Annotated in this window: 5 protein-coding genes and 1 rRNA gene; 2 read left to right on the top strand and 4 right to left on the bottom strand. The window is 57.3% G+C overall.

Annotation, left to right across the window (positions count from 1 at the left end; genetic code table 11):
- The coding region (gene argH, locus F8K16_RS05935; protein ID WP_294948209.1) for an argininosuccinate lyase at positions 1 to 836 on the top strand (836 nt) is incomplete at its 5' end.
- Here the strand turns inward: argH and F8K16_RS05930 are convergent.
- Together F8K16_RS05930 and F8K16_RS05925 are read right to left on the bottom strand one after the other, a co-directional pair.
- Positions 828 to 2231, bottom strand: a complete 1404-nt coding sequence (locus tag F8K16_RS05930) for a GGDEF domain-containing protein (RefSeq protein ID WP_294948207.1) — start codon at positions 2229 to 2231, stop codon at positions 828 to 830. The two genes, argH and F8K16_RS05930, sit on opposite strands and share 9 nt — an antisense overlap.
- A gap of 93 nt (positions 2232 to 2324) precedes the next feature.
- Entirely contained in the window at positions 2325 to 2837 is a 513-nt protein-coding gene (locus F8K16_RS05925) for an adenine phosphoribosyltransferase (RefSeq protein ID WP_294948205.1), read from the bottom strand.
- A gap of 53 nt (positions 2838 to 2890) precedes the next feature.
- Here F8K16_RS05925 and F8K16_RS05920 point away from each other — a divergent pair, with 53 nt between their 5' ends.
- The gene (locus tag F8K16_RS05920) at positions 2891 to 3301 is read left to right on the top strand and encodes a hypothetical protein (protein WP_294948203.1); all 411 of its coding nucleotides are present in this window, start codon (positions 2891 to 2893) and stop codon (positions 3299 to 3301) included.
- Here F8K16_RS05920 and F8K16_RS05915 read toward each other — a convergent pair whose 3' ends face one another.
- Positions 3302 to 4474 carry a hypothetical protein gene (locus F8K16_RS05915; RefSeq protein WP_294948201.1) on the bottom strand — a complete coding sequence of 391 codons (1173 nt, stop codon included), beginning with the start codon at positions 4472 to 4474 and terminating at the stop codon, positions 3302 to 3304.
- Between the two features lie 93 nt (positions 4475 to 4567).
- A 5S ribosomal RNA gene (gene rrf / locus F8K16_RS05910) occupies positions 4568 to 4670 on the bottom strand; the annotation flags it as partial.

Here is a 4670-nt window from a genome sequence, read left to right as displayed (position 1 = left end):
GCAAGCGCATCAACACCAGCCCGCTTGGCTCGGCGGCGCTGGCGGGCACCACCTATCCCATCGACCGCCACTATACCGCTGAACTGCTGAGCTTCGAGCGCGTAGGCGAGAACTCGCTGGACGGTGTCTCCGACCGGGATTTCGCCATTGAGTTCATCCATGCCGCGGCGCTGCTGATGATGCACCTGTCGCGCATGAGCGAGGAGCTGGTGCTGTGGGCCAGCGCCCAGTTCCAGTTCATCGACCTGCCGGATCGCTTCTGCACCGGCTCGTCCATCATGCCGCAGAAAAAGAACCCGGACGTGCCGGAGCTGGTGCGCGGCAAGTCCGGCCGGGTGTATGGCCACCTGATGAGCCTGCTGACGCTGATGAAGTCCCAGCCGCTGGCCTACAACAAGGACAATCAGGAAGACAAGGAACCCCTGTTCGATACGGTGGACACGGTGGTCAACAGCCTGCGGGCGTTTGCCGACATGATCCCGGCCATGCGCTTCAACCGCGAGGCCGGCCATGAGGCGGCCCGGCGCGGCTTCTCCACCGCCACGGATCTGGCCGACTATCTGGTGAAGAAAGGTCTGCCTTTCCGTGACGCCCATGAGGTGGTGGGCGCGGCGGTGGCCTACGGCATCAAAAACGGCAAGGACCTGTCGGAAATGTCGCTGGAGGAGCTGCGCCAGTTCGACGCACGCATTGATGAAGACGTGTTCGACGTGCTGACGCTGGAAGGCTCGGTGGCCGCGCGCAACCACTTTGGCGGCACGGCGCCCGAACAGGTGCGCGCGGCAGCCGCCCGAGCCCGTCGGCGACTCACCGACCTGAAATCCCCGTCAGAGTGAAGAAGATGACTGGACGCACGCCTGCATGCGTGCGTCCATCACTTGATTGCGGCCATTGCGCTTGGCCTGATAGAGAGCTTCATCTGCGCATTCAATCAATGCGACCGGCGCATCCACCTTGATCTCCGGCAGACTGGCTACACCAATGCTGAGCGTCACGCGGATGACATGGTCGCCATGGTGCACTTCGATATCACCTGCCCGACGACGTAGACGCTCGGCCACCTCCATCGCATTGTGGCTGTCGGCACCCGGCAGAATGATCATGAACTCCTCACCGCCATACCGGACAATCACATCACCCTCCCGCACCACATGGCGGATCTGCTCAACGATCAACCTCAGCACCCGATCACCCATTAAGTGACCATAGGTATCATTGATGCGCTTGAAGTGGTCGATATCAGCCATGAGCACGGCAAGAGGTGCTTCCTGACGCACGGCCCGGCTGTATTCCTCCTTCAGCCGTTGCATGCCGAAGCGCCGGTTGAACACCCCGGTCAGACCATCCAGCACCGCAATGCGCTGAATCTCTTCATGGGTGAGCGCATTGCGCAAAGCCAGACCCAGGCCGGCTACGAACATGTCCTGCAGCAGCTGCTGTTTTTCATCCGGCGTCTGTGCGGTGGCAAGCAGCAGCACGCCCACCACCGTCCCTCTGAACATTACCGGCAGTATCTGAACCGTCTTGGGACGGAAATCCACCAGCACCGCATCTACATGGATGTCCGAAGGCAGATAGACCACTGTGGACTGCTGGGTCTCCACCACCTTCTCAAGCTGCGGATGATGCACCAGCTGTTCAGCCTGAGCGATGCCCCGGGAGAACACGGGTTTCACCTCACCCTTGTCAATCACATAAAGCGCCACAGCCTGAGCCAGATTATGGGTAACGATCAGCTCGCTGACCTGTTCGGCCAGATCACTCAGCTCAAGGCTGGCGGACAGTCGGCGGCTCAATGCTTCATAGGCGCGCTGAATTTCCCGACTTTCATGCAGCGTGTGCACCAGCCGATTGAAGGAGCCGGCCACACTTCCCAGCTCGTCGGCGGAACGGATATCCACCATGCAGTCATCGGGTGTTACGCAGACGGCCTGCTCTTCCCGGCTCATCTCCGCCAGCTGCTGTTCCAGAGCATTCGCAACCTTGTCCATCTTGCCAGAAAGCGTGCGCATGGCCGGACGAATGACAATGCGCACCAGGCCATAATTGAACAGCCCCATCAATGCACCCGCACTGAGCGCAAGGGCATAGAAGGCGGGAGAAAAGACCTCTTCTTCAGGGAAACCGAAAAGGCGCAGAAAAACGGGAAAGGCCAATCCCATCAAGAGACCGGCCATCACCATCCACAACAGCTGATCGAGAAAAATGCTTCGGGTCAGGCGGGGTATCATCACAGGCACCGAACTTCAAAAAACTGTCGGCGCTCATTGTAAGAGCAGCTGCTCGTTGCAAGAATTCAGCTTTTTTATGCCCTTACAAGCAACTCAATCCTCATATTGGATGACCGAGCGCACCCGAAGACCCTTCCACTCAAAATCATTCAACGACTTGAGATCCACCAGACAGGCAAGCCCTACCACCTCATAGCCTACCTTCTGGCACAGATCCGCCGCCGCCTTCATGGAACCACCGGTTGCGATCAGATCATCACAGACGATCACCCTGCCACCGTCCCCCTTCTGCATCTGCAGCTCGTCGGAACCATACTCCAGACCATAACTCACCGAGGCATGCACATTTGGCAGCTTGCCCGGCTTGCGCACCTTCACAAACCCCTTGCCATGCTTGCAGGCCAAGGCGGCGGCAAAAATGAAACCTCGGGACTCGATGCCCACCAGGTGATCCACCTGCGCCCACTCCTCATCGGTAAACAGTGCGCTCATGGCATCAATGGTCTCGGCAAATTTCTGCCGCAGCAGGGGCGACACGTCACGAAACAGAATGCCCGGCTTGGGAAAATCCGGAATTTCATCAATGTATTGAGCAAGTGGGTGCATTTTTTGCTTCTCCTATAGAATGTAACCCTGTTGCAGCATGAACGGATCGGGCCATGAAGCCGATTGAAAACACCTTTGAAGAACAGTTCATTCTTGAACTGGCGCCCATCGCGCAGCGCGTGGCCTTTGCCGTATTCAGCACCTGGTCTCTGCCTCAGATGATGGACCACTGGCTCAATGCCAAGCGTCCCGACCAGCTGCTGCGCGATTACGGCTGCCCGCCTCGCTTCTGGCGGGATATTCTGCGCGCGGCGATGATTGCCAAGGTCACCTATTTTCTGCCCAACCCGCGCTTCAAGCGGCAGCAGGTAGAGTATCTGCTCGCTCTGGCCAGTGCCCTGATCGATCGCCCCATGACCGAATTCCCGCCGGAAGACGCCCTGGCCGCAACACAGCGGGACTATCCGGTGCTGCACCGCTGGCTACAACAATTCCAGCGGCTTCGCTTCAGAGTGCCGGACTGATCACTTGCACAGTTCGGCGTTGCTGGTGCCATACTCTGCCTGTGCGTGCACATCCACCAGCACGCTGCGCCAGTTCTGGCCAATGGGGTTGAGAGCGGAATTGTAGGGCAGAATCCAGTGCTTGCCACTGGTGCTAGCGCCAAGGAAATCCGTGTAATAGGCACGCTCCGAACACAAACGGTCCCGCATCGCCTGCTTCCACTCCCGGAAGGAAATGCCCACGACTATGTCATCACCGCTGTTGGCAAACGTATCATCTCCGTCCGCATTCTCAGGTGCCAGCTTGCCATCCGGCCCAGGCCAGATGATCACCGCCACATAGGAATTGCGCTCATTGGCCCTGTTTTCATTAGGGTCGTTCAGGTCAATATTCAGATAGGGCAGCAGTATGTTCTGATCGGCCTTGGATGCTGAGTTCAGCAGATAGGGCGTTGCAGATACACCCGATGTGGTAAACAGGGTGTGGTAATTGTTGCTTTCGTTTTTTGCCAGAAGGTAGTCCTTGGCGCCCGTGCTGAGCCATTCCTGAATATCCATCACACTGCTCACCGGCGGTCTGGTCACATACTTGTCCGCTGCCGAAATGAGCGTTGTATTGACAGAACTTTCAGCTGAATTAACGTCATACCGATTGTTAAAAATCGTAAATCTCTCATCCACAACGTAGTAGAAACTGAATTTCTGTGGATAGATATAGAAATTCCGGCTGACAATCGCATGTGGCAAAAGTCCCGTCTTAATCGTGCCCGACAGCTTGTTATTGGTAATGCCGGTCGTCTTGTCATGAGAATAAACCCCTCCGGCATAGGTAATGACTCTGGGATTGCCACAGGTGGAATCCGGCGCTCCGTCACTGTTGAAATCTGGACAAGGGAGGAATCCCAAGCCTCCCATGCGCTTCATGGAGTAATAGTCCACCGTACCACTGTTGTCCCTTGATACATACAGCTCCGGCGACAACATGGCATGCGTCAGCAACCGGCGCTTCGCCGTCTCCAGCGCTTGCAGCACATTAACGCCTTGTGCCAGCTTGGCCTCCGTGCCCGGCTTCTTGCCCAGCAGATTCAGCGCCAGCAGGGTGATCAGCCCCATGACCAGTATGAACAGCAGCACGGCCCATCCCTGCTGTCTGGCCAGGCTCGTTTTTTCCGCATCAACGATCGAAGGATTCATAGGCAAGCAAGGCAGAGTGTACTTACCGGAATGTTATCACACCTGCAACAAAAAACCCCCTGCCTGTTTGGGCAGGGGGTTTGTTATGGATGAGGCTGGGGATGACCTACTCTCGCATGGGACCTCCCACACTACCATCGGCGCTGGCGCGTTTCACTTCTGAGTTCGGGATGGGATCAGGTGGTTCCACGCCGCT

The organism is Sulfurivirga sp., assembly GCF_015490265.1.
GTDB lineage: Bacteria > Pseudomonadota > Gammaproteobacteria > Thiomicrospirales > Thiomicrospiraceae > Sulfurivirga.
This window is presented reverse-complemented; position numbering and strand designations above follow the sequence as displayed.